21 protein-coding genes are annotated in these 26,106 nt (G+C 57.7%); 8 read left to right on the top strand and 13 right to left on the bottom strand.

The features are described 5' to 3' along the window. Nucleotides 1-82: 82 nt before the first annotated feature. Nucleotides 83-658: a hypothetical protein gene (locus FHR87_RS14325; RefSeq protein ID WP_183167389.1), complete on the top strand. Its 576-nt coding sequence runs from the start codon at nt 83-85 to the stop codon at nt 656-658. A gap of 25 nt (nt 659-683) precedes the next feature. Here FHR87_RS14325 and pqqE read toward each other — a convergent pair whose 3' ends face one another. The 7 genes from pqqE to nosP all read right to left on the bottom strand — a co-directional run bounded on the left by pqqE (nt 684) and on the right by nosP (nt 7,831). Next, nucleotides 684-1,829, bottom strand: a complete 1,146-nt coding sequence (gene pqqE, locus FHR87_RS14320; protein WP_183167388.1) for a pyrroloquinoline quinone biosynthesis protein PqqE — start codon at nt 1,827-1,829, stop codon at nt 684-686. Beyond that, complete coding sequence (pqqD, locus tag FHR87_RS14315; protein ID WP_183167387.1) at nt 1,801-2,079, bottom strand: pyrroloquinoline quinone biosynthesis peptide chaperone PqqD; 279 nt, start codon at nt 2,077-2,079, stop codon at nt 1,801-1,803. The genes pqqE and pqqD overlap by 29 nt, the downstream gene beginning before the upstream one ends. Further along, nucleotides 2,076-2,828 (bottom strand): pyrroloquinoline-quinone synthase PqqC, encoded by a 753-nt coding sequence (gene pqqC / locus FHR87_RS14310; RefSeq protein ID WP_183167407.1) that lies wholly within the window; start codon nt 2,826-2,828, stop codon nt 2,076-2,078. The genes pqqD and pqqC overlap by 4 nt, the downstream gene beginning before the upstream one ends. A gap of 31 nt (nt 2,829-2,859) precedes the next feature. Beyond that, nucleotides 2,860-3,771 carry a pyrroloquinoline quinone biosynthesis protein PqqB gene (gene pqqB, locus FHR87_RS14305; protein ID WP_183167386.1) on the bottom strand — a complete coding sequence of 304 codons (912 nt, stop codon included), beginning with the start codon at nt 3,769-3,771 and terminating at the stop codon, nt 2,860-2,862. A 56-nt stretch (nt 3,772-3,827) separates the two neighbouring features. Then, nucleotides 3,828-3,899, bottom strand: coding sequence for a pyrroloquinoline quinone precursor peptide PqqA (gene pqqA / locus FHR87_RS14300; RefSeq protein WP_075961633.1), 72 nt, complete (start codon nt 3,897-3,899; stop codon nt 3,828-3,830). Nucleotides 3,900-4,098: 199 nt separating this feature from the next. Continuing rightward, nucleotides 4,099-6,735 (bottom strand): hybrid sensor histidine kinase/response regulator NahK/ErcS', encoded by a 2,637-nt coding sequence (nahK, locus tag FHR87_RS14295; RefSeq protein WP_183167385.1) that lies wholly within the window; start codon nt 6,733-6,735, stop codon nt 4,099-4,101. Further along, nucleotides 6,668-7,831, bottom strand: coding sequence for a nitric oxide-sensing protein NosP (gene nosP / locus FHR87_RS14290; RefSeq protein ID WP_183167384.1), 1,164 nt, complete (start codon nt 7,829-7,831; stop codon nt 6,668-6,670). Before nosP ends, nahK begins: the two co-directional genes overlap by 68 nt. A 273-nt stretch (nt 7,832-8,104) precedes the next feature. Between nosP and FHR87_RS14285 the strand changes: the two genes are divergently transcribed. Further along, the gene (locus FHR87_RS14285; protein WP_183167383.1) at nt 8,105-9,994 is read left to right on the top strand and encodes a potassium transporter Kup; all 1,890 of its coding nucleotides are present in this window, start codon (nt 8,105-8,107) and stop codon (nt 9,992-9,994) included. Between the two features lie 88 nt (nt 9,995-10,082). Continuing rightward, nucleotides 10,083-10,745, top strand: a complete 663-nt coding sequence (locus tag FHR87_RS14280) for a response regulator (RefSeq protein ID WP_183167382.1) — start codon at nt 10,083-10,085, stop codon at nt 10,743-10,745. Between the two features lie 29 nt (nt 10,746-10,774). Here FHR87_RS14280 and pqqF read toward each other — a convergent pair whose 3' ends face one another. The 6 genes from pqqF to FHR87_RS14250 form a co-directional block, all read right to left on the bottom strand. After that, nucleotides 10,775-13,189: a pyrroloquinoline quinone biosynthesis protein PqqF gene (gene pqqF / locus FHR87_RS14275; RefSeq protein WP_183167381.1), complete on the bottom strand. Its 2,415-nt coding sequence runs from the start codon at nt 13,187-13,189 to the stop codon at nt 10,775-10,777. A gap of 9 nt (nt 13,190-13,198) precedes the next feature. Then, complete coding sequence (gene nudC, locus FHR87_RS14270) at nt 13,199-14,029, bottom strand: NAD(+) diphosphatase (RefSeq protein WP_420826743.1); 831 nt, start codon at nt 14,027-14,029, stop codon at nt 13,199-13,201. Between the two features lie 121 nt (nt 14,030-14,150). Next, nucleotides 14,151-16,415 (bottom strand): Orn/Lys/Arg family decarboxylase, encoded by a 2,265-nt coding sequence (locus FHR87_RS14265; RefSeq protein ID WP_183167380.1) that lies wholly within the window; start codon nt 16,413-16,415, stop codon nt 14,151-14,153. Between the two features lie 70 nt (nt 16,416-16,485). Beyond that, nucleotides 16,486-17,229 (bottom strand): DNA polymerase III subunit epsilon, encoded by a 744-nt coding sequence (gene dnaQ, locus FHR87_RS14260; protein WP_183167379.1) that lies wholly within the window; start codon nt 17,227-17,229, stop codon nt 16,486-16,488. Nucleotides 17,230-17,242: 13 nt separating this feature from the next. Next, nucleotides 17,243-17,698 carry a ribonuclease HI gene (rnhA, locus tag FHR87_RS14255; RefSeq protein WP_183167378.1) on the bottom strand — a complete coding sequence of 152 codons (456 nt, stop codon included), beginning with the start codon at nt 17,696-17,698 and terminating at the stop codon, nt 17,243-17,245. A gap of 95 nt (nt 17,699-17,793) precedes the next feature. Further along, entirely contained in the window at nt 17,794-18,555 is a 762-nt protein-coding gene (locus FHR87_RS14250) for a class I SAM-dependent methyltransferase (RefSeq protein WP_183167377.1), read from the bottom strand. Nucleotides 18,556-18,658: 103 nt separating this feature from the next. Here FHR87_RS14250 and gloB point away from each other — a divergent pair, with 103 nt between their 5' ends. From gloB to FHR87_RS14225, 5 genes are all read left to right on the top strand, one after another. Then, entirely contained in the window at nt 18,659-19,438 is a 780-nt protein-coding gene (gene gloB, locus FHR87_RS14245) for a hydroxyacylglutathione hydrolase (RefSeq protein ID WP_183167376.1), read from the top strand. A gap of 95 nt (nt 19,439-19,533) precedes the next feature. Then, nucleotides 19,534-21,144, top strand: a complete 1,611-nt coding sequence (locus tag FHR87_RS14240; RefSeq protein ID WP_183167375.1) for a lytic transglycosylase — start codon at nt 19,534-19,536, stop codon at nt 21,142-21,144. 200 nt (nt 21,145-21,344) lie between these two features. Continuing rightward, the gene (locus FHR87_RS14235) at nt 21,345-23,171 is read left to right on the top strand and encodes an extracellular solute-binding protein (RefSeq protein WP_183167374.1); all 1,827 of its coding nucleotides are present in this window, start codon (nt 21,345-21,347) and stop codon (nt 23,169-23,171) included. Continuing rightward, nucleotides 23,171-25,030 carry an extracellular solute-binding protein gene (locus tag FHR87_RS14230; RefSeq protein WP_183167405.1) on the top strand — a complete coding sequence of 620 codons (1,860 nt, stop codon included), beginning with the start codon at nt 23,171-23,173 and terminating at the stop codon, nt 25,028-25,030. The genes FHR87_RS14235 and FHR87_RS14230 overlap by 1 nt, the downstream gene beginning before the upstream one ends. Next, nucleotides 25,030-26,106 carry a microcin C ABC transporter permease YejB gene (locus tag FHR87_RS14225; protein ID WP_183167373.1) on the top strand — a complete coding sequence of 359 codons (1,077 nt, stop codon included), beginning with the start codon at nt 25,030-25,032 and terminating at the stop codon, nt 26,104-26,106. Before FHR87_RS14230 ends, FHR87_RS14225 begins: the two co-directional genes overlap by 1 nt.

Here is a 26,106-nt window from a genome sequence, read left to right as displayed (position 1 = left end):
CGCACCCTTAGCCCTCTGTCCCAGGATCAGAGGCTCGTATTTTGTCCTGCTGTTCCGAATCGACCGATACAGGAGAACCGCTATGCCAGACCTTACCTCCGAACCGCAGCAAAGCGCCCGCATCTACCGCTTCGAACCCTACAACTTCCAGAACAACATGCCGCCGCAGATGCGCGACAAACTCAAGGAAATCTTCGCCCACTGGTCCGAGTCGGAAAAAGCGGAAACGCTGGTGCGGGAAATCATTGACGAAGCACCCGATACCCTGGGAGTGCGCATCGTTGCCTACCGCTTCTACTTCTACCGCCGCCGCTCGCTGGAAGCAGCCCATTGGGCCATGGCCTGCCTGGAGTGGCTGTCCAAGCGCCTCGATCTGCCGGCCGACTGGCGCCAGGTGACGCCGGAAATGGCCGACTTCAGGCACTGGCATGCCTACACCAGGCTCTGGTTGCAATCCCTCACCGCCTACGCCTACAACATGGCCCGCCTGAACCGCGAGGAAGAATCCCTGGTGGCGCTGGACAAAGTGGAAGAGCTGGACCCAGAAGGCAAGCTCGGCGCCCCGCGCTTGCGCCAGGTTTTCAGCGGTCCGCGCGGCGATGCCGGCATGCTCTTCCCCAAGGAATTCGACAATTGGCGTTTCAGCAAAGAACTGTGACCAACAGCCCTGACGAGTCGAACACCTAGCCCTTGCAAATCAGCCTGGACGCCTTTTCGTTGCGAAACTGCAACTGCTCCAGAGCGGGTGCCGCTTCTTGCGCTTCGCGCCGAGCATCGAGGATGAGGTCGTGCCGGTCCGACTTGGCGCAGACCGGATCAGGGTTGGCCGCATCGCCCGTGAGCAGGAAAGCCTGGCAGCGACAGCCACCAAAGTCTTTCTCCTTCTCATCGCAGGAACGGCAGGGCTCGGGCATCCAGTCGTAGCCGCGAAAACGGTTGAAGCCGGACGATTCCTGCCAGATATGCCGGATGCTGTGCTCACGCACGTTGGGAAAGCGGATCGGTAGCTGCCGTGCGCTATGGCACGGCAAGGCAGTGCCATCCGGCGTGATATCGAGAAACAGGCTGCCCCAGCCATTCATGCAGGCCTTTGGGCGTTCCTCGTAGTAATCTGGCGTGACGAAGATCAGTTTGCACGGATGGCCCTGCACCCGCAGCCGCTCGCGGTATTCATTGGTGATGCGCTCGGCTCGCTCCAGCTGTGCCTTGCTGGGCAACAGGCCCGCACGGTTGAGCTGGGCCCAGCCATAGAACTGGCAGGTCGCCAATTCGACATAATCGGCTTCCAGCTCGATACACAGCTCGATGATCCGGTCGATCCGATCGATGTTATGCCGGTGAGTGACGAAATTGAGCACCATCGGGTATCCGTGTGCCTTCACCGCACGGGCCATCGCTACTTTTTGCGCGTAGGCCTTGCCGCTGCCAGCCAGCAGATTGTTCAGTTCTTCATCGGCGGCCTGGAAGCTGATCTGGATATGATCCAGCCCGGCCTCGGCAAAAGCCGCGACCTTGGCCTCGGTCAGACCGATGCCGGACGTGATCAGGTTGCTGTAATAACCCAGTTCGCGGGCGGCACGAATCAGCTCGACCAGATCCTGCCGGACCAGCGGTTCGCCACCGGAAAGGCCAAGCTGTGCCGCTCCCAGCTCGCGAGCCTGGCGAAAGACGTCGATCCACTCGGCAGTGGACAGCTCTCCACCTTGCGCCGCAAAGTCCAGCGGGTTGGAGCAGTACGGACACTGTAACGGGCAGCGGTAAGTCAGCTCGGCCAGCAACCAGAGTGGCGGGCCGGGCGTTCTAGCGGAATTCGAGCCAGTGGTTACCATGGGCGACCTCGAGAAACTCCAGAATATCTTCCCGGATGCCGGGCACATTATCGAAGCGCGTGCGCAAAGTATCGACGATGGCAGCAACGTGGCGCTCGCCATCCACCAATTCGAGGATCAGCGCAGCAGCCTCATTGAGCTTGATCATACCTTCCGGGTACAGCAGCACATGGGCTTGCTGGGCCGGTTCCCACTGAAAGCGGAATCCACGCCGCAAGTTGGGGATCTGCTCGTCGGCAATGGCACTCATGAGTCAAGCCCCCGGTGCCAGACACGCTGGCCGGTCACCGAGTGGTAAGGCGGACGATCGAGCTCATAGGCCATGCTCATGGCATCCAGCATGCTCCAGAGAATATCCAGCTTGAACTGCAGGATTTCCAGCATGCGCTCCTGGGCTTCGCGGGTTTTATAGTGTTCGAGGGTGATCCGCAGCCCATGCTCGACATCACGCCGCGCCTGGCTCAGGCGGCGACGAAAATAATCGTAGCCTTCCGCCTCGATCCAGGGATAGTGCTGCGGCCAGGTATCGAGCCGGGATTGATGGATCTGCGGCGCGAACAGTTCGGTCAGCGAACTGCTGGCCGCTTCCTGCCAACTGGCTCGGCGGGCGAAATTGACATAGGCATCCACCGCAAAGCGCACGCCCGGCAGTACCAGTTCCTGGGATTGCACCTGCTCACGATCCAGTCCGACCGCTTCGGCCAGGCGCAGCCAGGCTTCGATGCCACCCTCCTCGCCCGGCTCGCCATCGTGATCGAGAATGCGCTGAATCCACTCGCGGCGCGTCTCGCGATCCGGGCAGTTGGCCATGATCGCGGCATCCTTCAACGGGATATTGACCTGATAATAGAAACGATTGGCCACCCATCCCTGGATCTGCTCGCGCGTGGAGCGGCCTTCGTACATGGCCACCTGGAAAGGATGGTGAATGTGGTAGTAGGCACCCTTGGCGCGCAGGGCCTGTTCGAATTTTTCGGGTGTCATGGCAGGCTGCATGATGATTCCTCTCGTAATCCAGAAAAACGGCTGGCTACAGCTCGATATCCATACCGTCCCAGGCGACTTCGATCCCCCGGGAAACCAGCTCGGCCCGTTCTGACGAGGCTTCGTCCAGAATCGGGTTGGTGTTGTTGATATGGATGAGCACCTTGCGCTGCCTCGGCAGCTTTTCCAGTACTTCGAGCATGCCGCCCGGGCCAGTCTGTGGCAGATGGCCCATGGCGCTGCCGAGCTTGTCGCCAACGCCGGCATGGATCATCTCGTCGTCGCGCCAGAGCGTGCCGTCCAGCAGCAGGCAGTCGGCACGCTGCATCCAGTCCAGCAGTCCGTCGTGCATCTGGCCAAGGCCCGGTGCGTAGAACAGCTTGCCGCCCGTGCGGGTATCCTCCACCAGGAGGCCGATATTGTCACCGGGATGCGGGTCGTGGCGATGCGGCGAATACGGTGGTGCGGCGCTGCGCAAGGGAACCGGTGTGAAACGCAGCCCCGGACAGGCGTCGATGACGAAGCCCCGATCCAGCTCGATGCACTTCCAGTTCAGGCCACCATTCCAGTGGCCCAGCATGGTGAACAACGGAAAGCCGCTGGTCAGATCCTGGTAAACCATTTCGCTACACCAGACATCGTGCGGGCAACCTTCGCGCAGGGTCAGCAGACCGGTGGTGTGATCGATCTGGCTATCCAGCAGAATCAGTGCCGCGATGGCCGTATCCCGCACGCGCCGCGCTGGCTGCAGCGCCGGGAAGGATTCGATCTGGGCCCGGATATCGGGCGAAGCGTTGCAAACGATCCAGTTGCTGCCATCGTCGGACAAGGCGATGGACGATTGGGTGCGCGCAGTGGCTTGCAAGGTGCCTTCACGCAAGCCGCAACAGTTGCGGCAATTGCAGTTCCATTGGGGGAAACCACCACCGGCAGCGGAACCAAGAATCCGGATATACATAAACCCTCTGGCGAAAACGCTAAAAAAAGCCCCGAAGAACCGGGGCTATGCTGCGATCAGCGATTGGCGAAGTACATGGTGACTTCAAAACCGATACGCAGATCGATGTAAGCAGGTTTGGTCCACATGGCTGGATTCTCCTCTTGTGATTAAGCCGGGAAAGTTCGGCCTGGCTACTATCGTCGATTTAGTAAAAAAAATCTGGATTACTTGGATGAGATATCAATTTATGATGTTATAAATTAATTAGAATTTACTACGCCTCAGTATCGTACAGATAGCTGATTTCACAGAAAGCCGATATCTCTGCAGATAGGCAAGCATCGCTCATCGCCCTTCCCGTTCCATCAAGTGACTCATAGTGGTTTTGAGCTTCATCGGCCGGATGGGCTTGTGGAGCAGCATATGGCCCAGGTCGCGCAGTTGTTGCTTGAGTTCATTGCTGTAGTTCGCCGTGATCATCAGGGCCGGCAAGGATATGGCGCGGCGGGCATTGACGGCGGCGACGACCTCAACGCCATTGCGACCGTTGTCCAGATGGTAGTCGACGATCAGCAGATCAGCCTCGGCATGGAAGTTGTCCACCTGGCGCGCCAGATCCTCTTCGCCGAGCGCCGTCACGACCAGGCAGCCCCAACCTTCCAGCAGCGTTCGCATACCGGCGCAGATCGCCGCATCATTGTCCACTACCCAGATCCGCGAACCATACAGCCGCTCGGTCAAAGGCTGCGGCGACTCCGTTGGCAGGCACTGCGGCGGCATACTCCGCAGCAGCGGGACTTCGATGCTGAACCTGGATCCCCGACCGAGGACAGAAGCGACGCGGACCTTGTGGCCCAGCATGCCGGCAATCTTGTCGACAATAGCCAGGCCCAACCCCAGGCCACGATCCTGATTCGGCCGTTGCTGTTCGCCGCGCTTGAACTCCTGGAAAATCTCCTGGAGCTTGTCGGCGGGAATCCCGATGCCGGTATCCCAGACCTCGATCGACAGGCTCTGGCGATGCCGACGGCAACCCAACAGGATGCGACCGTCGATGGTATAGCGAATGGCGTTGCTCAACAGGTTGCGCAGGATGCGCGCCAGCAATTGCAGATCACTGCGAACCATCGCCGAGCAAGGCACAAAACGCAGTTGCAAGTGTTCGCTGACCGCTATCTGGCCGAACTCCACGGCAAGGTTACCCAGCAGCTCGCCAACGGCGAAGGAGCCGATCTCCGGCTTGATCACGCCGGCATCCAGCTTGGAAATGTCCACTAGCGTGCCGAGCAGACTTTCCACATCGTCCAGTGAATTGCTCAGGTTACGCACCAGCGAACCGGCACTGGCCGGATCGCGCTCTTCGAGCAAGGCACCCGTGAACAGCCGAGCGGCATTCAAAGGTTGCAGCAAGTCATGGCTGACGGCGGCAAGGAATTTGGTCTTGGACATATTGGCCAGTTCCGCTTCGCGCTTGGCTTCACGCAGGCGTGCTTCGGCCTGGCTGCGTTCGTCGATCTCGCGGCGTAGTTGATTATTCAGGGCCGTCAGCTCTCCGGTACGCTCGCGCACCCGCTGCTCCAGGTTCTGGTAGGCCTGATGCAAGGCTTCGGCAGTTCGCTTGCGCCCGGTGATGTCGCGGATCAGCACGAAGATCCCGATCACCGCACCATCGCTGCCGCGGTTGGGCACGTAGGAGCGCAGCATGCAGCGCTCCTGGCCATTGAGATTGGTTTCGATGACTTCGAAGTTGAGGCTTTCGCCCTGCAATGCCCGCTCGATGTACAGCTGCAGGCGCAAGTAATGGGCTTCGCCATGAGCTTCCAGCAGGGTGCGACCGAGCATGGCCCCATGCGGCCAGTGATACCATTGCTCGTAGACCTTATTGATGAATTCGTAGATCAGCTCGGCCGATAGATAAGCGATCAAGGCCGGCACATGGTCGGTGATCAAGCGTATCCAGCGTTCGCTCTGGCGCAGCGTTTCGGCATGTCGGTAGCGCTCGGTGATATCGGTGAAGGTATTGACGAAACCGCCGGTCGGCAGTGGATGGGTGCGGATTTCCAAGACTCGGCCATCGAACAGGTGCTGTTCGAGCTGATCCACCTGCTGGCCATCAGCGTTGCGGCTGGTCGGCGTCAGCAAAGGCAGTTCGCTATCGGCCATGACTTCAGCAAAACGGCTCCGAGCAGAGATCGGGGCCAATCCGCAAAGCTCCAGGAAACGATGGTTCCAGAGTTCCAGCCCGCCGTCGGCACCGACCATCGCCACGCCTTGCGAGAGATTGTCGATGGCGCGCTGCAGCAGGTTCGATTTCTGTGCCAGTGCCTGCTCGCGGCGGATCGATTCGCTGTGTTTCACTTCAGTGATATCGGTATAGAGAATCACCAGTCCGCCACTGCGCGTGCGCCGCTCGCTGACCTGGACCCAGCGCCCATCGCTGAGCCGGTAGAGCATCTGCTCGGTACCATTGCCACCGTGTTCTTCGACAATCAGCCCGGTGCTCTGGGCCAGTTGCTTGATTTCCCGGAGTCGCATGCCCGTGGTGATACGCGCATGGTTTTTGCCCCAGAAAGACTTGAAGCGGCTATTGGACAAGACGATGCGCTGCTCGCTGTCGAATAGCACAAAGGCGTCGGAAATGCTTTCGATGGCATCGCTTAAGTGCAGGTGAGCAGTTTCCGCACGCAGGCGAGATTCGCTCAGGAGGCGGTTGCTGGCCTTGAGTTCGGCCATCGCCTGGTTGAGCGCATCGGTTCGCTCGCGCACCTGCTCGGCCAGCTCGACCGAATAGTGAAATGCAGCATAAGCATCATCTGGCGGCGCGGCGCGCGACTCGACCCGCTCGATCAACGCGGCGTTGATCTTGCGCAACTTGTAATTGTCACGCTCGAGCCGCTCGAGCCGGGCTTCTAATTCAGCGACGGATGCCACCGGGCCGTCCGATGGCGACTCCGGTGAAGGTCTGGTTGAGATGCAGGCCATTGCACTGCTCCCCGTAAGTGTTGAAACCGATCACCCGGCGCTGCCGGAGAAAGGCTGAAATGGATTCGGCGCTTCCCTCGGCCTCGCCGCCCAGGCGGCGCAGAAAGCAATCACAACCGATGGTCAGCAAAAGCGGCCCCAGGCGTTCTTCAAGCCCGGCGAACAGCGTTTCGAGATTCGGCAATAGCGACCCTGGGCGCATGCCGGTCAGCACGATGCCATTCTCGACAGCGCAATAGAAACTCAGGCTGAGGTCGGCGTTAACTTTCTGGATCGAGCGCACGTAATAACGTTCACGGATGCGTACTGCCAGCGGATGTGCGGCAAACAGTCGGTGATCGAGCGCCTCGAGTGGTACCCCGACCCAGTCGGCATAAGCCTGGGCTGCCGGTTCGGCATTCAGTTCGAAGACCGTGCGGGTAGCACTGTCGGCATGGGTCACCACGAGCTTTTCCTCGCGCGGCAGCATGTGGTGGGTGCTGAAGACTTCGAAATCCAGCCAGGTATTGATCAGCACCACAACCGCCGAGTTGCTGTGAAAGCGGCCCTGATAGTACACATAGGTGTGAGTCAGGTAATTATCGTCGCCAGCCGAACCGCCGAAGTGCGGAATCCGCCCGAAAGCCGCACTGAGCGCTGCCAGCACCACTTCTTCGCGGCTGGAAAGGCCGTCGAACAAGGTCAGCGCGAAACTGTGATCGGTGATCGGTGCCAAGACGTTGCTGCGGCAGTCGCTCATCAACCGTTCCACCAATTGTTGCGCATCGATCAGGCTGAAACGGTCCATTTCCTCGATCAGGGTGCAGGCCATCGAGAAATGCAGATGGCTGAAGCCGATTGCCGTAATGCAGTTGCGTCCGTAGCCCTGCGGGGTAATTTCCCCGGCCGTGGTACAACCGACCAGGGTCAGGCCGCCGAAATATTGCTCCAGGGCATACCCCAGGGCCTGCAGGTCATATTCCGCCGAACAGAAGAACAGCACGAACCCCAGATGCGGGTGAATCAGTTGGCGGGCCAGATCCTGTGCCACCGTTTCGGGGTCCTTTGACTCCGACATGGCGGTACGCACCATGTCGGCAAGGGAAGACTGTTGCATGCATCCGGCTCCCGCTCAGCATCGAAGGCCGGTCTTTATCCACGGAAAAGCCGGCCGGATGGATATGAAATGAAATCCTGTCGATAGCAGCAACAGTACTTTCACAGGCATCGTACCTCACCAGCCGTCTCGGCGATGCAGCGCCAAGCAAAACCACCGGCTCGCTACCCGTATTTCGCGAACTTCATCTTCAGCAAGTCTTTTTCTGTAAGGTGTGGGGAACCGGTGCGAATGCCTGACCACCTTTCCTCGCCTCAACAAGGATCGATTTTGATGAGCAATATGGCAGCCCAATCCACGCAACGACTGGGATGGGCAACGCTGGTCGCCGCCATCGGCGTGGTCTACGGCGATATCGGTACCAGTCCGCTCTATACGCTGAAAGAAGTGTTCGCTCCGCATTACGGCGTACAACTCAACCACGATGGCGTACTGGGTATTCTCTCGCTGATCTTCTGGTCACTGATCTGGGTCGTCTCGGTCAAATACATGCTGTTCGTACTGCATGCGGACAACGAAGGCGAAGGTGGCACCATGGCCCTGACTGCCCTGGCCCGACGCGCGATGGCGAATTATCCGAAATTGCGCTCGGCCATGGTACTGCTCGGCCTGTTCGGGGTCGCACTGTTCTATGGCGACAGCATGATCACCCCGGCTATATCGGTACTGTCGGCGGTGGAGGGTTTGGAAATCGCTTTCGCGGGCATCGGCCATCAAGTGATTCCGCTTGCACTGATCGTACTGGTCGCACTGTTCATCATCCAGAAGCATGGGGCTGCCCGCATCGGCACACTGTTCGGCCCGGTGATGATCCTCTGGTTCCTGGTACTGGGGTTACTCGGCGTCTACGGCATCGTGCTGCAACCGGAAGTGCTCAGGGCCCTGAACCCCTGGTGGGCGTTCAATTTCTTCGTCACCCATCCGCATACCGGGTTCATGGCTCTCGGTGCGGTAGTGCTGGCACTGACCGGTGCGGAGGCGCTCTATGCCGACATGGGCCACTTCGGTCGCCAGCCAATCGCACGGGCCTGGTTCATCCTGGTGTTGCCGGGGCTGGTACTGAATTACTTTGGCCAGGGTGCCTTGCTGCTGCAAAATCCTGAAGCGGTACGCAATCCCTTCTATTTGCTGGCGCCGTCCTGGGCGCTGCTGCCATTGATCCTGCTGGCCACCCTGGCGACCATCATCGCTTCGCAGGCGGTGATCTCCGGCGCCTTTTCCCTGACCCACCAGGCCATCCAGTTCGGCTACATACCGCGCATGCTCGTCCGCCATACATCCAGCAGGGAACAGGGCCAGATCTACATCGGTGTAGTCAACTGGGCATTGATGATCGGTGTGGTGCTGCTGGTGCTCGCCTTCAAAAATTCAGGCGCTTTGGCCATGGCCTACGGTGTGGCGGTGACCGGCACCATGCTAATCACGACATTGCTGGTCACAGCGGTCATGCTGCTGCTCTGGAAAATTTCGCGTTGGGTAGCTATTCCGGTACTGCTTGGTTTTTTTCTGGTGGATGGTCTGTTCTTCGCCTCCAATGTACCGAAGATCTTCCAGGGCGGTGCCTTTCCGATGCTGGCGGGTATCGTCCTGTTCACGCTGATGACCACCTGGAAACGCGGCAAGCAGATTCTGCTGGAACGCCTGGATGAAACTTCGCTGCCATTGCCTGTGCTGATCGAGAATCTGCACCAGCAGCCACCGCATCGCGTCATAGGCACAAGCGTATTCATGGGCGCACGCTCGGACGCGATACCCCATGCGCTGCTACACAACCTGCTGCATAACCAGGTCCTGCATGAAAAGGTCGTGCTGGTGACGGTGTTCACCGAGGATACGCCACGGGTCCCGGACAGACGCCGGCTGCATCTGATTCCCTATAGCGAAGGCATCTATCGCCTGCATCTTCACTTCGGCTTCATGGAGGAACCAAACGTGCCAAAAGCCCTGGGTCTTTGCGCTCACGACGAGCTGAATTTCGACCCCATGCGCACCACCTATTTCCTCAGCCGGGAAACGGTGATTCCGCACAAACAGAAAAAAGGCATGGCGCACTGGCGCGAAAGTCTCTTCGCCTTCATGCAGCGCAACGCCAACAGCAGCATGCGCTACTTTCGACTACCTGCGAACCGGGTGATCGAACTGGGAGCGCAGGTAGAGATTTAGCCTGCGCCGATTGCGGATTTCCATGCCGTGGGATACGTACCCCAAGACATGGCAGAATGGATAACGACAAGCATGCGAGGAAATGGCTGTGTACAAGATTCTCATCGCCGATGACCATCCGCTGTTTCGCGAGGCCATCCACAATGTGGTCAGCGATGGATTCCCGGGCAGTACCATCCTGGAAACCGCCGATCTGGACACAACCCTGGCGTTGACCCGGGAACATGAGAATCTCGACCTGATCCTGCTGGATCTGAACATGCCCGGCATGCATGGCCTCAACGGTCTGATCAGTCTGCGTAATGAAGCACCGACCATCCCGGTGGTCATCGTTTCCGCCGAGCAGGACAAGCAAGTCGTCCTGCAGGCCATCACCTGCGGTGCAGTGGGCTTTATCACCAAATCCTCGCCACGCCCGCAGATGATCGAAGCCATCGAGCAGATTCTCAATGGCAATGTCTATTTGCCTTCCGACATTATCCGTACCCAGCAGAGTACAACGCGACACAATCTGCCGGAATCCATAATTGCGACTCAACAGTTACAGGCACTGACCCGCAAGCAGTTGATGGTGCTGGAACGCATGACCCGAGGCGAATCGAACAAGCAGATCGCCTACAACCTGCATATCGCCGAAACGACTGTGAAAGCGCATGTATCGGCCATTTTGCGCAAACTCAATGTACACAACCGCGTACAAGCCATCCTGTCGGCCAGCGATATCGACTTCAATACCTACCTGCGGCGCTGAAGCACTCCGCTATCGAGGTGCTTACGGCCTCAGCAAGAACCCTCTGCGCCGTCCCAGGCCAGCACCAGCCAACCACCCCTGGCATCCTGTAGCGCCTGATGCCAGGCCAGTAATCTTTCGTGGGAAAGCTGTCGTAGCGCAGCGCGCACGGCAGCCGGCCAGGTCGCATCATTGCCGGCCAGATGCGCTTGCCAGAGTTGTTCCGCGCTAGTACGCAGCCCTGCCGATTCCTGTTCGAGCTGCATGGCCAGCTGCAAGCTGTCCGCATCGATTTTCCTCGGCAGCATGGCTGCCTGATCTGCGAGAAAACGCTCGATCTCCGTGAAAATATCGCGCACAGATGCGCTGGGCGATTGCACGGCAAAGAGGATTCCAGAGTGCCCATCCAACTGATGAAAGCTGCAGAAAACGCCATACCCCAGTTGCAAATCGCCACGGATACGCTGGTAGAAGGCTGGCTGAAAATAGCGGGCCAGCAGCCGCCAGGCTGCTTCAGCTTCGGGCAGGCGACCGGCGACCGGGCAAAACACCAGCAAAGCCGAATCGCCTCGACTGGCAGGCAGATGATGCCAATGCCTGCCGGCTTTCAATCGCACCCGCGAGCGTCCTGGTGCCGGTCGCCCCGGCAATGCCAGAAGCGCACCGCCCAGGCGCTCACGCTGTTCTTCATCCAGGCCAAGCAGCAAGCCCTGCCAACGCAACGAAGAGCAGGGATCGAGCGGGATGACGCTCGCTTCATCCAATACCGGGTCGAGGTAGTAAACAAGCTCGCTCAACAAGCGCCGAACCGGCATTTCGTCACCATCGTGCTGCGGCGATATCGGCCCGGATGTGCTGGATACAAGCCTGTCGATAACCTCAGCCACCGCCTGCACCAGATATGCAAGCACGTGCGCAGTTCCCTGGAAACGCAGCTGCCAACCAGCCGGCATGGCTCGAATATCCAGAACCAACCCTAACGGCTCGGCGGCAGCCTGCACGCTGCGCAGAGCAAGGCCTAGCGTTCGAGGCCAGGAGGCACGCCTGGCCGTATCGGACCAACAGCGCAGATACAGCACAGCCTCACCCGCCGTCCAGGGCTGAATCGCCAGCTCACGCCAGAGCGGCCCGCGCAGTTCGCTTTTTCCATGCAATAGCGGATTGCTCGGCAGACTCTCGAAAACCAGTCTCGTCGAGGCAGCCGGCCAGACTGTTGGCAACATCCGGGCGGGGAAGCCGCATATCTGCCGTGCATCGCCCTGCAGATCCTGGGCAGCCAGAATGCCCACCAGTCGCTCCTCCATCACGGACTCGAGCAAAATCCGCAAAGCCTCGCAGCCCTGCGCTGATAACGTCGCTGTCGGTCTCCCGCCACGCTCCAGCCAGCAATGCCCGGCTTCCAGCGGTGGCAGGCCAGCCATCTCAGGACCGGACCGAGGAAGCCCATGCCACGGCGCTTGCGCAGTGAAAAACGCCAGCCAATCCAGAACAGCGCGACGAATGGCAGCACAGACTGGGAGCGACGCATCCGCCAAGGAAAACTCCAACCCCAGAAGCACCTGGCCGGCATATTCGTAGAGTCTGTGTACTCGCAGGCTGTCGCTCCACCCCTGGCGCAGCAAACGATCCGCCAGGCTGCCAGCAAGCCCACTCCCCACCTGTTCGGCAAGCACAGCGACAGCTTCGCTGACGTATTCATCCACACCTGCAGTCAACGCGACCCCCAACCACAGTCGTGGAGAGCCGCTGTGCAGACTGAGTTGCCAGTTCTGGAATTCCGGCAAGGCAAACGCCGGTGGTCTGGCGCGCTGGCTCGGCTCACCGGCAGCCAAGCGATTACCCAACTGCCGACCCAGCGCCAACAAATCATCGGTGGATGGCGAACCGATCAGGACCAGGCGGCAATGCGGCGCACAATAGAAACGCTGATGAAATTCGTGCAACGCCGCCTGAAAATCCGGCGATTCCACTGCAAGGCTGTCTTTATTACCCGCATGAAAGGCAGAAACGGGATGCGCCGGAGCGACCACGGCCAACAAGGCGCTTTGTCCCAACTGCCCTGCATCCGCGGCACGGGCGCTATATTCGGCATCGAGCACGTCTCGCTCGCGCAGCTGCTCGTGGTAATCCAGGCGGGGATTCACCAGCATGTCCAGCAGGCGCTGGCCGGCTTGTTCAAAATGGATCGACGGCACCTCGAAGAAATAGCGGGTGAAGCTGGGGCCTGTGCGGGCATTGACGCGCCCGCCGCAGGCCTGGACAAAGGGCATCAACCGCTGCTCCCCAGAAAAATCTTCGCCTCCCAGAAAAAGCAGATGCTCGAGAAAATGCGCCAATCCTGGCCAGGCTGCCGGTTCGTCGTGGCTACCGGCGGCGATCTCGACGATCAACGCACAAACCGTTGCCCGTGTCTGCCGAAGCACCTGGATAGCGCAGCCATTGGCAAGCGTCTCATGAAGCTGCATATGCATAAATCAGACTGGCAAACGGGGGGGTTCGCGCCCCAGCCGCTCGGCGACGTATAAATCGATCAGATAGCGGGCAATGGAATGGACGCCCGGCAAACCCGGCAATCGCTGAATGGAAAACCATTGTGCATCGTCGATTTCAGTGGGCTGAGGGACAATTTCGCCGGCCGTGTACCGGGCATGGAACCCCAGCATCAGCGAATACGGAAAAGGCCAGTTCTGGCTGGCGATATAGTGTGGCTGATCGATAGTCACGCCGACCTCTTCCAGCACTTCCCGGGCAACGCACTGCTCGACGCTCTCCCCAGGCTCGACGAAGCCGGCCAGCGTGCTATACACCCCGGACGCATGACGCGGAGAACGAGCCAGCAGAATCTCGTCACCGCGCGTCACCAGGACAATCATGCTGGGTGATAAACGGGGATAGTGGCGTACCTGGCAGGCAACGCAGCACATGGCACGCTCCCCCGCCAACGGCGTCATCGGCGTACCACAACTGCCACAGAAGCGATTCTGGATCGCCCAGGTGCCGATCTGCGTGGCAAAACGCAACATCGACAACAACTCGGGATCGTGCTCGCCGACCATCAACTGACGCAAGCCGTACCAGGCAGTGCCCGGAATCTCCACCTTGCCCGCCAGTTCATACAGGTGAACCGGAACGCCATTGAAATACCCCAGCCCCTGTTTGCAGACCAGCGGTAACTCAATTTGCCTGAACCGATCCGAAGAAAACAGCAGCCCCTCTGCAGTACAGAGAAAATGCTGGCGATAATGCACCAGTACATGGCCGTACTGAATGGCTGGATCGAGAACCTGCGGTTGCCAGACAGCCATCAGGCAGCTACCTCCCTACCGAATGCACGGAGCCAGCCGGCAACCGGGTCAGATCCCCTGTTGCGTGCTCTAACGGAACTCCCCATTGCACTAACCTCCATACGCTTGCGGCTGACACAGCTTATATCGTCGAACTTGCCGCAATACAGTCAACCGTAAAGATTTGTCCATTCGCTCTGGTTTCACGCTGCAGACCATGCACATCGACATCGAAACCAGGGAAACGCATGGAAAAATCCTGGGCAAAGCGCAGGTAATCCTGGATCGATCGGTTTTCGGCAGTGAAACGCTCGCCCGGCATGATCAACGGAATTCCCGGTGGATAAGGCACCAGCATCACGGCAGCGACACGGCCATCCAAGGCATCGACAGGGACTGCCTCGACTTCTCCTCGAACCAGCTTGTCGTAGGCCTCGGCTGGTTTCATCACCTGCTCGGGAAGCACCGTGTACATTTGCCGCATGGATCTAGCCGTGGCGCTTTCCCGGTAGCAAGCGTGCAAGGCAGCACAAAGATCGCGCAGCCCCATACCCGCATAGGCCCGCTGATCGGCTTCAAAAACGGAAGGCAGCGCATCGCCGAGCGGAAGATTGGCATCGTAATGGCGCTTGAACTCCAATAGCTCGGTCAACAGCGTGCTCCATTTGCCTTTTGTGATACCTAGCGAGAACAGCACCAGAATGGAATACAGGCCGGTCTTTTCCACCACCAGACCACGCTCCCAGAGGAAACGGCTGACCACTACCGCTGGGATGCCGTGTTCATCGAGCCGCCCGGTAGCAGTAAGCCCCGGCGTGATCAGGGTCACCTTGATTGGATCGAGCAGGACGTAATCGTTCGCCACTTCGCCGAAACCGTGCCAGTCCGCCTCCGGTTCCAGTAGCCAATCGCGCGTCTCGACCCGCTCGACGCCCTGTGCCCGGCTCGGCTGCCAGATATCGAACCACCAATCGCCATCAGGCTGCTGTCGCCGCAAATTGGCCAGGGCACGGCGAAAACTCAGGGCCTCATCAAAGGTTTCCTGGATCAGCGAACGACCGGCCGGGCCTTCCATCATCGCCGAAGACACATCCAGCGAGGCGAGAATGCTGTACTGGGGTGAGGTGGAAATATGCATCATGAAGGCTTCGTTGAAGCGGTCGCGGTCCAACTGGCGCGTCTGGCTATCAAGTACGTGAATCATCGACGCCTGGCTGAAAGCGGCGAGCATCTTGTGGTTGGAATGGGTCGCGAACACCAGCGCTCCTTGCTCGCGGGTATCCATGCCGTAGCGCTCATCGTAGAACTCGTGGAAGGCGGCGTAACCGTACCAGGCCTCGTCAAAATGCAGCGCCTGCACACTATCGCCCAGAGTACGCTTGATCATGTTGGCGTTGTAGCAGAGCCCGTCGTAGGTGGAGTTGGTGACGACGGCCAGACGCACCTCGGGCGGACGACCTCTGGCCAGCGGGTTGGCATCGATCTTGGCCTGAATCGATTCCCGGCTGAATTCATCGAGCGGAATCGGGCCAATGATGCCCAGTTCGTTGCGCGCTGGAGTCAGGTAGAGCGGAATAGCACCGGTCATGATGATCGCGTGCAGGATCGATTTGTGGCAGTTGCGATCCACCAGCACCAGATCATCCTGCGCCACGATGCCGTGCCAGACGATTTTATTGGCGGTGGAAGTACCATTGATCACGAAAAAAGTATGATCCGCGCCGAAATTGCGCGCCGCTCGCGCCTCCGCTGCCGCCAGCGGGCCGGTATGATCGAGCAGAGAACCCAGCTCCGGCACCGACACGGACAAATCCGAGCGCAGCGTGTTCTCGCCGAAGAATTGATGAAACGCCTGTCCCACCGGGCTTTTGCGAAAAGCGACTCCGCCGCCGTGACCCGGCGTATGCCAGGAATAATTCGACTGGAAGGTATGCTCGACCAATGCGCGAAAGAAAGGCGGCAGCAAACCGTCCAGGTAATTGCGCGCAGCCCTGGCAACCTGTCCAGCCAGAAATGGGGCGGTATCTTCGAACAGGTAGAGAATCCCGCGCAGCTCATTCAGATCGGCCATCGCCTCGGCCGGTGCATTCTCGATAGTGACCTGCTCGCCCAGAGCGAAGATCGGCAGTCGCGGTGCCCGGCTGCGGGCCACACGAATCAGCTCAATCACATCCTGCAACAGCCGCCGATTATCGCCAGCGCCCTCCGCCGCCACGAGGATGCAGGCCAGCCCGTGGTGGGTCGAAGCGACGATACGGCCTTCGCTCGGGCTGGCTGTCGGCAGGATGCTAAAGCCATCCCCTTGCAGCTCGGTAGCGATGCAGCGCACCCGCTCACCGGCGACAGTATCGGCCTTGATATCCCGATGAACGATAAGAATGGGGAAATTCAGGTCTTTGTAATACATGCGCCTTTCCTGAAGGAATTTGTTTCAGGATAGGACGCATCACCTGATGAGCGAAGCGAAAAGAATTCGCTCAGACTGGATCGGCCGCCTTGTCCAACTGGACCCAGAGCGGCTCGGCACCGGCTGATTTTTCGATGATAGCCAAGCGCGTGGCATGGGCCGCAAGCTCTTCTGCCGAGGCACGAACTACCCGGGTACGTGGTCGATCAGCCGGCAAGCGGCGAATCTCACTGGCTCGCCCGAAACCATTGGCAGACATCCCACTGCCCTCGCCCGCCAGCGACAAATGCGTCTGGCCACCGGTCATCGCCAAATAGACGTCGGCGAGAATCTCCGCATCGAGCAAAGCGCCGTGCAGCTCGCGACAGGAATTATCGATATCGTAGCGCCGGCACAATGCATCCAGGCTGTTGCGCTGCCCTGGATGCATCTCACGGGCCATCAACAGGCTGTCCAACACTGAGCAATACTCGGCGACCTCAGCTCGCTCAGATTGCCCAAGCCGCGTGAACTCATCGCTGATGAAGCCGATGTCGAACGCCGCGTTATGAATAATCAGTTGGGAATCCTTGATGAATTCAAAGAATTCATCGGCGATATCGGCAAAACGAGGCTTGTCGATCAAGTCTTCGTTCCTGATGCCGTGCACGGCGATCGCGCCCTCGTCAATTTCGCGATCAGGCTGCAGATAGACGTGGAAATGCCGCCCGGTCAGACGCCTACCAAGGACTTCGACACAACCGATCTCAATGATCCGGTGCCCTTCCGTCACAGGCATACCGGTAGTTTCCGTATCCAGCACCACACTACGCATGCTTGCAGCTCCTTCAGCTTATCGGTTGACGCCTGGCTTGAACGACACCACGGTTGGCTAGGGCATCAGCTCGTTCGTTACCGGCATGGCCGTTATGGCCACGCACCCACTCCCAGTTCACCTGGTGACGATTCACCTGTTCGTCGAGTTGTTGCCAGAGCTCGGCATTCTTGACCGGTTGTTTGTTGGCAGTCAGCCAGCCACGCTTCTTCCAGTTCGGCATCCAGTCGTTGATTCCCTGCATCACGTATTGGGAATCGGTGATCAGGCGCACCTGGCAGGGACGATTCAACGTAGCCAACGCCCGGATGGCTGCGGTCAGTTCCATACGGTTGTTGGTCGTTTCGGCTTCCCCCCCCCAAAGTTCCCGCTCCACGCCGTTGTAGACCAGCAGGGCACCCCAGCCACCAGGGCCTGGATTACCTTTACAAGCGCCATCCGTGTAGATTTCGACCAGTGAGTCGCTCATCGATGATTATTCATTTCCCTTGTTTGTTCTGTCCGGGCTGGTGTCCCGATTACCGGGGATCAGGCGAGAAAGTCGCCCACTCCGTGCAGCAGCCCTCAGCGTTGTTTGGCATCGCGTCGACTGACCTTGGCTACCGGTAAAGGAATCAGTTGCCCCATGTGCTCACGACGATCCCTGCGCAACGGGCGCAACCCCACCATCATTTTGCGGACCGTCAGCACATAAAACCCTCCGGTCGGCATCTGTATGCGTTGCCCCAAGGATTCCAGCCAAGCCAGGTGCGCCCGCCACGAAAGAGAGGAAAGCGGCGGACAATAGCACCCATAGCGACGCTTCTCCAACGCGAACCCCAGTACATTCAACCATTCGCCAACCCGGGAAGGCTTGATGCAGGTCGCTTGATGAAAAGCTCCGAATGAAAAAGTGCTGCGCAAGCGCCACAAGCTCCAGGGATTGATGCCGATGATGAAAATATGCCCACCAGGACGGACACTACGCGCCGCTTCTCTCAGCAGGGCATGCGGTGATCGACTGAAATCCAAGGCATGCTGCAGAATCACCGCATCGGCTACATTTTCCCCCAGAGGCCAGGCCTGTTCGTGGCATTGGATTTCCACACCGGACAAAGGTGGGCCGATACGCACACAACGGCCTATCTGTTCGAGTTCGAGAGGACTATCGATAAACGGGGCGTAATGCACCAGGTAACTGCCAAAACAGCATTTGAGCTCCCTGGCCAGAATTTCACGTTCCTGCGCCAGCAATTGCTGGCCCAACGGTCCTTCGAACCAGGCATTGGCCTCTTGAACAAGGTCTAGCCAGCGTTCGTCCGCCCGGGTAAATGGTTCTGGAATCATGATTCCTCCTCCATTGTCGGATTACCCTGCAACCACCAACCTCGATTGGAAGATCACAGCACTGTTAGCATGAACCTTTATGCTGAACTTGGCGATTTGCAAAATGTTGAAGATCGAAGCGATTCCCGCTTTTTCGGACAATTACATCTGGCTGCTGCAAGATAACCTCTCGCAACGCTGCGCCGCTGTCGACCCAGGCGATGCCGAGCCGGTCCTTAGCTGGCTCAACGCGCACCCGGACTGGCAACTGACCGATATCCTCGTTACCCATCACCATCAGGACCACACTGGCGGCGTGACACGCCTCAAGCAGGAAACCAGCGCTCGCGTAGCCGGCCCGGCCAGCGAACCGATTCCTGCCCGCGATCTGGCACTGACCGCTGGCGATCTCATCGAAGTACTCGGCCAGCCGTTAAAGGTCTTCGCAGTCCCGGGGCATACACTGGGTCATATCGCTTACTTCCACGATAGCCCCGATGCACCATTTTTGTTCAGCGGCGACACCCTGTTCGCCGGAGGGTGCGGCAGGATCTTCGAAGGCACCCCAGCCCAGATGCTCGAATCACTGCGACAATTAGCAGCATTACCGCTATCTACCATGATTTACTGCGCACACGAATACACCTTGTCCAACTTGCGCTTCGCTCGGGCAGTCGAACCACAGAACAAGGAGCTCGCCAAGCGCTTCGAAGACGTCACCCAACTACGCGCAAAGTCCCGTATTACCTTGCCTTCAAGCTTGGCAGAGGAACTGGCAACCAATCCTTTTCTACGCTGTGAAGAACCTGCAGTAAGAGCTGCTGCCATCCACCTGGGAGTTTCTGCAAAGGCTTCTACAGAAGAAATATTTGCTGCAATTCGTGCCTGGAAAGATAAATTCTGAACGATATGGGCGACATGAAAATCGTTCTCGACCTTGACCCTTGAGGAATCGCATTCCTAGAATCCCCCCATTTTGCGAATGGGGAATAACTGCCAATGCCGCCCGCCCCTCACAAATACCGTGCTCCTGCCGCCCAGGCAGCCGTAGGACCGGTACTGGCTCTCGCGCTGTGCATCGCTCTGGCCGGATGCCAGAGCCACGACTCGACTCAGGACAGGGGATACGAACGCACAAAAATCGTGCACCACAAGCACCACTATCGACAAAGCAACTGGACACCGCCCAAGGAAACGGCTCCAGTGGTCTATCAGGACATCTGGGAACGCATGCGCGCCGGATTCCAATTACAGGACCTGGTCGACAGCAATCCCCGCGTGGAACAGCAACGCTTGTTGTTCGCCAGCCGGGCTTCCTCGATAGAAATATCCAGTGAACGCAGCGCTCCCTATATTCATTACATTGTCGAGCGCCTTGAAGAACGCGACATGCCGCTCGAACTGGCACTTCTACCGATCATCGAAAGCTCGTACAACCCTTTCGCCTACTCCTCGGCGAATGCTGTAGGGCTATGGCAGTTCATCCCCTCTACCGGCCTTTATTACAATCTGCAACAAACCAGCCTGTACGATGGTCGCCGCGATGTCACTGCCTCGACCAATGCAGCCTTGCGCTACCTGAGCTATCTGCATGACCTGTTCGACGGTGACTGGCTGCTGGCCTTGGCTGCCTACAACGCTGGAGAAGGTACGGTCGGCCGTGCCATCGAACGCAACGAAAAGCTGGGTCTGCCAACCGATTATTGGAATCTCCCGCTTCCCCAGGAAACCCGCGACTACGTACCCAAACTGTTGGCCGTTTCGCGACTGGTGCTTTCTCCCGACGCTTACGGTATCAGCCTGAGCCCGGTGGCCAACGAGCCTTATTTTGAATCGGTTGCCCTGAATCAGCGTGTCGAGCTTGCTCGCGTGGCACAGATAGCCAACCTGGACGAAGAAGAGCTATACCGGCTGAATCCCGCTTTCACCCGGCGCATTACGCCGAACAGCCCTATCAATCTGCTGGTCCCTACTGAAAAGGCACAGCTACTGGTAGCGAATCTGGCGAACCTGAAAAACCAGGAGCCCGCCGGCTGGCAACGGCATCGGGTTCGCCCTGGTGATACCCTGAACAACATTGCCGAACGCTATCAGGCATCTATTAAAAAGCTAAAGGATATTAATCAACTACGTTCCAATCAGGTGAATATTGGTCAGGTTCTGAGTATTCCTGTAGCAAGATCGGAAGAAGCTGAACCAACCCGGCAGGCCACTCGAACAATAGCTAAAAGAAGCTCACCGACAAACTCCGCGCCACGTACCTATCGCGTCAAAGCCGGTGAAAATCTCTGGGGAATTGCCGAAAAGCAGAAAATATCGGTGCGCAACCTGCAACGCTGGAACATGCTTTCGGGCAGTAGCGTAAATACTGGCCAGCTTCTTTTACTGCAAGCTCCTGCTCCCAAAACAGTAGTGGCCAACAATACCAAAGCAGGCGGGCGCATCGCCAATGCAGGCCGAGTATCAATCACCTACTACAAGGTGAAAAAAGGCGATTCCCTGCATGAAATTGCCAAACGCTTCAACGTACAACTACAAGCGCTGAAACGCTGGAATCCGCATAGTGTGGAGCTGAAGCCTGGGCAGATGCTTACGCTTTATCCTCTATAGCAGCAGGCCGTTGAAAAAAGATGGAGCAAAGCACTGTTGCCAATAATTTATGATGTTATAAGCTTTTCCAGATATCATCGCTGTATTGCTGGCAGCTAACATCCATCACAGATAGGAATCCAGAGCTTTTTCCATCCTCTATGAGCTGCTACTGTAGCGGCCCCAAATCGACCAGCCGCCAGGGATTGGACCGCCAGCCGATGCGCCTCACCTTATTGCTGATCAGCCTTGGTCTAAGCACTCCACTCCTCGCCACACCAATCGAAAGTCATGGATTCGCCCAGTTCGGGCTACTCAAATATCCGGCGAATTTCACGCACTTCGCCTGGGTGAACCCGAGCGCGCCCAAAGGCGGCAGTGTCCACCTGATGGCGTGGGGAACGTTCGATACACTCAATCCCTACACGTTCAAAGGCACCAGCCCCAGTGGAACCGGTGATTTCCTGGAATACGGAGTCAATGAACTGAACGAGCCTTTGATGGTGGGTTCAGGGATTTACGATCCATCCGGCGATGAGCCATCGTCGAGCTACGGACTTATCGCGAAATCCGTCGAATATAGCGATAACCTCAGTTGGGTCGTCTTCAACCTGCGTGAAGAAGCCCGCTTCCACGATGGCAAGCCGATTACTGCCGAGGATGTAGCCAACTCCTTTCGGCTATTGGTCGAACAGGGTCATCCGCAATACCGCACCGGCTTCAAGGGCGTCAAACGTATCGATATCCTGAATCATCGACGTGTGCGTTTTGTCTTCGACCGGCCTGGCGACCCACTCCTGCTCATGCGCCTGGGCGAAATGCCGGTTCTGCCGCAACACTACTGGGATAACCGGGACTTCCAGGCCACATCCTTCGAGCCACCACTGGGCAGTGGCCCTTATCGAATCACCGAAGTCCAACCGGGACGCCGCATCGTCTTCGAACGGGTCAAGGACTGGTGGGGCGCAGGGCTGCCGGTCAATCGCGGCAAGTACAACTTCGACCGCGTCGAGGTAGAATTCTACCGGGATGCGACAGCGGCTTTCGAAGCCTTTAAGGTTGGTGAATTCGATTTTTTCATTGAGCATCAGGCGAAGAACTGGGCCAACGGCTACCAATTTCCGGCAATCCAGCGTGGCGATGTGATACGCGCGGAAATTCCCCACCAGATTCCCTCGCCAATCCAGGCGCTGTTCATGAATACGCGCCGCCATATTTTCAACGATATCCGGGTACGTCGGGCGCTGGGCATGATGTTCGATTTCGAGTGGACCAATCGAGCGCTGTTCCATGGTGCCTACAAACGCAGCGAAAGCCACTACCCGAACAGCGAATTTGCCGCGACAGGAAAACCCGTGGGCAAGGAATGGCTACTGCTTTCCCCTTTGCGCGAGCAGTTGCCAGCACAAGTATTCTCCGAAGAGTTTCATCTGCCGCGCACGGATGGGCAGGGAATTCCCCGAGCAACCCTGCGTCAAGTGCTTGCCTTGTTTGAGCAAGCAGGCTGGCACTTGAACGAAAGTGGAATGAGCGATGCGGCAGGTCACCTATTGCATTTTGAAATCCTGCTAGTCAACTCACGTCTTGAGCGCATTCTTCAAGCCTATGTCGAAAACCTCGCCCGAATCGGCATTCGAGTCAGTCTGCACACAGTGGACCAGGCACAATACAAACAGCGCCTGGACCATTACGACTTCGACATGATCATCAATACCTTGGGACAAAGTTTGAGCCCGGGGCTGGAGCAGTGGATGTACTTCCATTCATCTCAAGTCGGAATCAAAGGCGGCAGGAATTATGCTGGCATTGCCAATCCCGTTGTCGATGCCTTGCTCGACCGGTTAATGGCAGCGCGCACTCGAGATGACCAGATTGCGGCTGCGCGGGCCGTGGATCGTGTCCTGCTATGGAATCACTACACCATTCCCAACTGGTTCATCGGTTATCACCGCCTGGCCTATCGCAACCGTTTTGCCCATGTAACCCCTCCCCCTTATGCGTTAGGGTTGCGGGCTTGGTGGCTGAAAAACCCGAAGAAGGCTGAATGATGAATATTTCTCTGCGGCACGTTTTTCTGCATGCGAGCCTGGCATTCGCTTGCTTGGCAAGTACTGCCCAGGCCGCTCCGCAACACGCTTTGACTCTCTATGACGAGGCGCCTAAATATCCGGCAGATTTCCAGCATTTCGACTATGCCAATCCCGATGCGCCCAAAGGTGGTACGTTGCGCCAGGCTGGCAACGACAGTTTCGATACACTCAACCCTTTCATCAACAAAGGCAACTCAGCCGAAGGTATCGGCCTGACTTACGATACCTTGACGGTAAATAGCTTGGATGAAGCATTTACCGCCTATGGACTAGTAGCGGAAAAGCTCGAAAAAGCACCCGACAATAGCTGGGTACGTTTCTATCTGCGCCCCGAAGCACGCTTCCATGACGGCAAACAAATCACTGCCGAAGACGTTGCTTTCACTTTCGAAACCTTGATTACCAAGGGAACCCCTCAATATCGGGCCTACTATGCCGATGTCGATAAAGTAGTGGTCGAATCCAAACAGCGGGTTCGCTTCGACTTCAAACACCGAGGCAACCGCGAATTGCCCTTGATCCTTGGCCAGTTGCCAGTCCTGCCAAAGCACTGGTGGGCAGAGCGTGACTTCAGCGCCAGCAATCTGGAACCACCCTTGGGCAGCGGCCCTTATCGCGTCGAACGGATCGAGCCGGGTCGCTCCATCTATTACACACGTGTCAACGATTACTGGGGCAAGGAGCTGGCCGTCAATCGCGGCTTCAATAACTTCGATCGGGTCATTTTCGATTATTACCGCGACACCAACGTCGCCTTGCAAGCCTTCAAGGCCGGGCAGTTCGACTACTGGCTCGAAGTCAGCGCCAAGAACTGGGCGACAGCCTACGATATCACCGCGGTGCGCGATGGCAGGATCATCAAGGAAGAAATCCCGAACCGTAACCCTGCCGGCATGCAGGGATTTGTCTTCAATATTCGCCGACCAGCCCTGCAAGATCGCCGTGTACGCGAAGCGCTGTCGGTGCTGTTCGATTTCGAATGGACCAACCAGCGTCTGTTCAATGGAGCCTACACTCGTACCCGCAGCTATTTCGATAATTCCGAACTGGCTGCCACGGACATGCCAAGCCCGGAAGAGCTGAAAATTCTCGAACCCTTACGTGGCAAGATCCCTGATGAAGTTTTCCAAAAGCCCTTTGAACCACCGGTGAGCGATAGCAGCGGTATCATCCGTGATCGCCAGCGCCAGGCTTATCAACTTTTGACGCAAGCCGGCTGGAAAATAGAAAACGACCGCATGGTCGATGCCCAGGGCAATCCTTTCAAGCTGGAATTTCTGCTGGTGCAGGCCGACTTCGAACGGGTGCTGCTACCCTACAAGCGAAACCTGGCCGACCTCGGTATCCAGTTAGATATACGCCGAGTAGATGTATCGCAATACATCAACCGTCTACGCTCGCGTGATTACGACATGATCGTCACCGGCTTTCCCCAGTCCAGTTCACCAGGTAACGAACAGCGTGAGTACTGGAATTCAGCCAATGCCGACAATCCCGGCAGCCGTAATTTCATTGGATTGAAGGATCCGGCCATCGATACCCTGGTTGAAAAACTGATCGGCGCTGATACTCGCAAAGAGCTGGTTACTCGTACTCGTGCCCTTGATCGAGTGCTGCTCTGGGGCTATTACGTGATCCCCAACTGGCATATCAAGACTTGGCGAACTGCTTACTGGAATCAACTCGAACATCCCACAGTGACACCAGATAGCGATGTCGGCCTGATGAGTTGGTGGCAGAAACCTGCAGTGTCAAAGCCGCTGCCTGATAGCTCAGAGGCAAAACCCAAGCCCGAAATCCAAGACAAGGAAGAATAATGCTGGCGTATATTCTGCGGCGCCTGCTGCTGATCGTTCCGACCCTGTTCGGTATCCTGCTGATCAATTTCGTCATTATCCAGGCTGCTCCTGGCGGCCCGGTCGAACAAGCCATCGCCAAGCTTGAAGGCATCGAAGGCGGTGCCACCAGCCGTTTCGCCGGCGGCGGTTCGGAAGTCGCCACGGCAACCAACAGATACCGTGGAGCTCAGGGCCTGGATCCGGAGCTCATAGCGGAAATAGAGCGCCAATACGGTTTCGACAAGCCACCTCACGAGCGCTTCTGGACCATGCTGGTCAATTACTCGCAGCTGGATTTCGGCATCAGCTTTTTCCGTGACGCAAAGGTAACCGATTTAATCCTGGAGAAAATGCCGGTTTCCATATCCCTCGGGTTATGGAGCACCTTGATCATGTATATGGTTTCCATCCCGCTGGGGATAGCCAAGGCTACTCGCCACGGCAGCGCCTTCGATGTCTGGACCAGTTCGGTGATCGTGATCGGCTATGCCATTCCAGCCTTTCTTTTCGCCATCCTGCTGATCGTGCTATTCGCAGGGGGTAGCTACTGGAACTGGTTCCCGCTACGCGGCCTGACCTCCAGCAACTTCGAGGAACTCACCCTGGGCGGCAAAATCATCGATTATTTCTGGCATCTGGCGTTGCCTATTACTGCATTGGTAATCGGCAACTTCGCTACCCTGACGCTGTTGACCAAGAACAGTTTTCTCGACGAAATCAACAAACAATACGTGATAACTGCTCGCGCCAAGGGGTTGAGCAATTATCGTGTGCTGTATGGTCATGTCTTTCGCAATGCCATGCTGATCATCATTGCCGGTTTTCCTTCTGCCTTCATCGGGATGTTCTTCACCGGATCGCTACTGATCGAAGTGATCTTCTCTCTCGATGGACTTGGCCTGCTCAGCTTCGAGTCTGCCGTCAATCGAGATTACCCTGTCGTGTTCGGAACGCTGTTCCTCTTTACCTTGCTTGGATTGCTGGTAAAACTGATCGGAGATCTTACCTACACCCTGGTCGATCCACGCATCGACTTTGCAAGCAGGGAGGGTTGA

The organism is Azomonas macrocytogenes (assembly GCF_014191985.1).
Classification (GTDB): Bacteria; Pseudomonadota; Gammaproteobacteria; order Pseudomonadales; family Pseudomonadaceae; genus Azomonas; species Azomonas macrocytogenes.
This window is presented reverse-complemented; position numbering and strand designations above follow the sequence as displayed.